The following is a 5,484-nucleotide window of genomic DNA, read 5'->3' as shown; positions in this document are numbered from 1 at the left end:
TCATCTACGGAGAGTTTGATCCTGGCTCAGGACGAACGCTGGCGGCGTGCTTAACACATGCAAGTCGAACGAGGGCACTCCTTCGGGGGTGTTTCTAGTGGCGAACGGGTGAGTAACACGTGGGCAACCTGCCCCCGGCTCTGGGATAACTCCAAGAAATTGGGGCTAATACCGGATGTGCACCGCTTCCCGCATGGGGGGTGGTGGAAAGGGTTTCCGGCTGGGGATGGGCCCGCGGCCTATCAGCTTGTTGGTGGGGTAGTGGCCTACCAAGGCGACGACGGGTAGCCGGCCTGAGAGGGTGACCGGCCACACTGGGACTGAGACACGGCCCAGACTCCTACGGGAGGCAGCAGTGGGGAATATTGCGCAATGGGCGGAAGCCTGACGCAGCGACGCCGCGTGGGGGATGACGGCCTTCGGGTTGTAAACCTCTTTCAGCAGGGACGAAGCGCAAGTGACGGTACCTGCAGAAGAAGCACCGGCCAACTACGTGCCAGCAGCCGCGGTAATACGTAGGGTGCAAGCGTTGTCCGGAATTATTGGGCGTAAAGAGCTCGTAGGCGGTTCGTCGCGTCGGCTGTGAAAACCCGGAGCTCAACTCCGGGCCTGCAGTCGATACGGGCGGACTGGAGTTCGGCAGGGGAGACTGGAATTCCTGGTGTAGCGGTGAAATGCGCAGATATCAGGAGGAACACCGGTGGCGAAGGCGGGTCTCTGGGCCGATACTGACGCTGAGGAGCGAAAGCGTGGGGAGCGAACAGGATTAGATACCCTGGTAGTCCACGCCGTAAACGTTGGGCGCTAGGTGTGGGGGCCATTCCACGGTCTCCGTGCCGCAGCTAACGCATTAAGCGCCCCGCCTGGGGAGTACGGCCGCAAGGCTAAAACTCAAAGGAATTGACGGGGGCCCGCACAAGCGGCGGAGCATGTTGCTTAATTCGATGCAACGCGAAGAACCTTACCTAGGCTTGACATGCACGGAAATCTCGCAGAGATGCGGGGTGCCTTTGGCGTCGTGCACAGGTGGTGCATGGTTGTCGTCAGCTCGTGTCGTGAGATGTTGGGTTAAGTCCCGCAACGAGCGCAACCCTCGTTCCATGTTGCCAGCACGTGATGGTGGGGACTCATGGGAGACTGCCGGGGTCAACTCGGAGGAAGGTGGGGATGACGTCAAATCATCATGCCCCTTATGTCTAGGGCTGCAAACATGCTACAATGGCCGGTACAAAGGGCTGCGATACCGTGAGGTGGAGCGAATCCCAAAAAGCCGGTCTCAGTTCGGATTGGGGTCTGCAACTCGACCCCATGAAGTTGGAGTCGCTAGTAATCGCAGATCAGCAACGCTGCGGTGAATACGTTCCCGGGCCTTGTACACACCGCCCGTCACGTCACGAAAGTCGGTAACGCCCGAAGCCGGTGGCCCAACCCCTCGTGGGAGGGAGCCGTCGAAGGCGGGATCGGCGATTGGGACGAAGTCGTAACAAGGTAGCCGTACCGGAAGGTGCGGCTGGATCACCTCCTTTCTAAGGAGCGCTGGCCGGCAGACTGAGGTCTGTCGGTCCAGAGCTGTGCTCGGGTCGTGATGGCCGCCCAGTACCGGGTGGTCACGTCGTGGTCGAGACAGTGCTCGAGGGTGGAACGCTGACCAGTTCGGCCGCCGGCTGCTGCCGGCTTCTAGTACGGCGTCGTGTCCTCCTCGGAGGGCGGGGCGCAGGGAACGGGGCCGGGGTGGGCGGGTGGTCGTAGGCACGCTGTTGGGTCCTGAGGGAGCGGGCCCGGTCCGGTCAGTGATGGCCGGTGCCGGTGGTGCTCACCTCGCCCCGGGTTCGCCCGGGGGTCCAGGGCCTCCTGGATCTCATACCGCTGGGATGTCGCGCCGTGGGGTGCGGTTCTCGGGCTGGTGGGGTCGGCTGCAGGGGGTGGCTGGTTGGTCGTTGAGAACTGCACAGTGGACGCGAGCATCTTTTGATCTCTGGACCCGCACGTCCCTCGCTTGCTCCGGTGGTGCCCCTGTGGGGGTGGCCGGCCGGTGTGGTGGTGGAGGTGTGGGTGTCGAGTGTGTGTAGGTAGTGGTGTGGCCAAGATGTTGAGGGCACACGGTGGATGCCTGGGCACCAGGAGCCGATGAAGGACGTGGGAGGCTGCGATAAGCCTCGGGGAGCTGCCAACCGAGCGTTGATCCGAGGGTGTCCGAATGGGGGAACCCCGCACCAGTCATGTGGTGTGACCCGCGCCTGAACACATAGGGCGTGTGGAGGGAACGTGGGGAAGTGAAACATCTCAGTACCCACAGGAAGAGAAAACAACCGTGATTCCGTGAGTAGTGGCGAGCGAAAGCGGATGAGGCTAAACCGTTTCCATGTGATACCCGGCAGGGGTTGTGGAAGCGGGGTCGTGGGACCGCCCGCGCATGTCTGCCGGCGTGCGAAGGAGTGAGAAAGACCGGATGTTAGTGGAAGGCCTCTGGAAGGGGTCGCCGTAGAGGGTGAGAGCCCCGTACACGAAAACACCGGTCCTCCTGTGGCGTGTTCCCAAGTAGCACCGAGCCCGTGAAATTCGGTGTGAATCCGGCGGGACCACCCGCTAAGCCTGAATACTCCCTGGTGACCGATAGCGGACGAGTACCGTGAGGGAAAGGTGAAAAGTACCCCGGGAGGGGAGTGAAATAGTACCTGAAACCGTGTGCCTACAAGCCGTCAGAGCTCAGAATGCGCACCTTTTTGGTGTGCGGGGTGATGGCGTGCCTTTTGAAGAATGAGCCTGCGAGTTAGCGGTACGTGGCGAGGTTAACCCGTGGGGGGTAGCCGTAGCGAAAGCGAGTCCGAACAGGGCGATCTGAGTCGCGTGCTCTAGACCCGAAGCCGGGTGATCTACCCATGGCCAGGTTGAAGCGCGGGTAAGACCGCGTGGAGGACCGAACCCACCAGGGTTGAAAACCTGGGGGATGAGCTGTGGGTAGGGGTGAAAGGCCAATCAAACCCGGTGATAGCTGGTTCTCCCCGAAATGCATTTAGGTGCAGCGTCGCGTGTTTCTTGCCGGAGGTAGAGCACTGGATGGCCGATGGGCCCCACAAGGTTACTGACGTCAACCAAACTCCGAATGCCGGTAAGTGAGAGCGCGGCAGTGAGACTGCGGGCGATAAGGTTCGTAGTCGAGAGGGAAACAGCCCAGATCATCGGCTAAGGCCCCTAAGCGTGTGCTAAGTGGAAAAGGATGTGGGATCGCAGAGACAACCAGGAGGTTGGCTTAGAAGCAGCCATCCTTGAAAGAGTGCGTAATAGCTCACTGGTCAAGTGGTTCCGCGCCGACAATGTAGCGGGGCTCAAGCACACCGCCGAAGCCGTGGCACTCACGCGACAAGCCCGCCGTCGGTCCTTCGGGATCGCCGGCCAGGTGCGTGGGTGGGTAGGGGAGCGTCGTGTGGCGGGTGAAGCGGCGGCGGAAGCCAGCCGTGGACGCCATGCGAGTGAGAATGCAGGCATGAGTAGCGAGAGGGGAGTGAGAACCTCCCCCGCCGGAAGACCAAGGGTTCCTGGGCCAGGCTAATCCGCCCAGGGTGAGTCGGGACCTAAGGCGAGGCCGACAGGCGTAGTCGATGGACAACGGGTTGATATTCCCGTACCCGCGAAGGAGCGCCCATGCCGAATCCAGCGATGCTGACCCACCGAAACCGCTCACGCGCCTTCGGGTGTGTGGGTGGGAGTAGCTGGGGACCCGGACTGGTAGTAGGCAAGCGATGGGGTGACGCAGGAAGGTAGTCGATGCCGGTGAGTGGTAGAACCGGTGCAAGGGTGTGGCCCGCGCCATAGGCAAATCCGTGGCGCAGACAGGGTGAGGCCTGACGCATAGCCGAATGAGGCGAATTCGATGATCCTATGCTGCCGAGAAAAGCCTCTAGCGAGTTCCGAGCGGCCCGTACCCCAAACCAACTCAGGTGGTCAGGTAGAGAATACCGAGGCGATCGAGCGAACTGTGGTTAAGGAACTCGGCAAAATGCCCCCGTAACTTCGGGAGAAGGGGGACCCTCGCCCGTCAACCGCCTCGCGCGGTGCAGCGGAGGGGGGTCGCAGAGACCAGTGAGAAGCGACTGTTTACTAAAAACACAGGTCCGTGCGAAGTCGTAAGACGAGGTATACGGACTGACGCCTGCCCGGTGCTGGAACGTTAAGGGGACGGGTTAGTGCGCCCTCGTGGTGTGCGAAGCTCAGAACTCAAGCGCCAGTAAACGGCGGTGGTAACTATAACCATCCTAAGGTAGCGAAATTCCTTGTCGGGTAAGTTCCGACCTGCACGAATGGCGTAACGACTTCTCAGCTGTCTCAACCACAGGCTCGGCGAAATTGCACTACGAGTAAAGATGCTCGTTACGCGCGGCAGGACGGAAAGACCCCGGGACCTTCACTACAGCTTGATATTGGTGTTCGGTTCGGCTTGTGTAGGATAGGTGGGAGACTGGGAAGCCGGCACGCCAGTGTCGGTGGAGTCGCCGTTGAAATACCACTCTGGTCGAATTGGATGTCTAACCTGGGTCCGTGATCCGGATCAGGAACAGTGTCAGGTGGGTAGTTTAACTGGGGCGGTTGCCTCCCAAAGGGTAACGGAGGCGCCCAAAGGTTCCCTCAGCCTGGTTGGCAATCAGGTGTCGAGTGCAAGTGCACAAGGGAGCTTGACTGTGAGACCGACGGGTCGAGCAGGAGCGAAAGCTGGGACTAGTGACCCGGCACCGGCATGTGGAAGCGGTGTCGCTCAACGGATAAAAGGTACCCCGGGGATAACAGGCTGATCTTCCCCAAGAGTCCATATCGACGGGATGGTTTGGCACCTCGATGTCGGCTCGTCGCATCCTGGGGCTGGAGTAGGTCCCAAGGGTTGGGCTGTTCGCCCATTAAAGCGGTACGCGAGCTGGGTTTAGAACGTCGTGAGACAGTTCGGTCCCTATCCGCCGTGCGCGTAAGAGACTTGAGAAGAGCTGTCCCTAGTACGAGAGGACCGGGACGGACGAACCTCTGGTGTGCCAGTTGTACCGCCAGGTGCACTGCTGGTTGGCTACGTTCGGCAGGGATAACCGCTGAAAGCATCTAAGCGGGAAGCTCGCTTCGAGATGAGGTCTCTCACCCAGTCAATGGGGTAAGGCCCCCGCCCAGACCAGCGGGTTGATAGGCCGGAAGTGGAAGCACCGCGAGGTGTGGAGCTGACCGGTACTAACAGGCCGAGGGCTTGACCACACCCCTAACCCGCGCACATCCGCGCCGGGGATGAGAAGAAGCGTGTGTGTAACGACAGCGTCCACTGTGCGGTTCTGAACGCACCCGACCCGCCCCCTGGGGTGTGGCGTGGGTTCACGTTCACAGTGTTACGGCGGTCATGGCGAGAGGGAAACGCCCGGTCCCATTCCGAACCCGGAAGCTAAGCCTCTCAGCGCCGATGGTACTGCCCTGGAGACGGGGTGGGAGAGTAGGACACCGCCGGACAACCATTCA

General features: G+C 61.0%; 3 rRNA genes. All 3 read left to right on the top strand.

What is annotated here, in order from left to right:
* Positions 1-3 precede the first annotated feature (3 nt).
* The 3 genes from ACI780_RS24365 (at position 4) to rrf (ending at position 5,475) form a co-directional block, all read left to right on the top strand.
* Positions 4-1,526 (top strand): 16S ribosomal RNA (locus ACI780_RS24365).
* A 553-nt stretch (positions 1,527-2,079) separates the two neighbouring features.
* Positions 2,080-5,229: ribosomal RNA gene (locus ACI780_RS24360) — 23S ribosomal RNA — on the top strand.
* Between the two features lie 129 nt (positions 5,230-5,358).
* Positions 5,359-5,475 (top strand): 5S ribosomal RNA (rrf, locus tag ACI780_RS24355).
* Together the 16S, 23S and 5S rRNA genes form the textbook arrangement of a ribosomal RNA operon.
* The last annotated feature ends 9 nt before the right edge of the window (positions 5,476-5,484 follow it).

It is taken from the genome of Geodermatophilus sp. SYSU D00814, from assembly GCF_054050055.1.
Note: the sequence above shows the minus strand (reverse complement) of the source record. Positions and strands in the feature narration are given on the sequence as shown.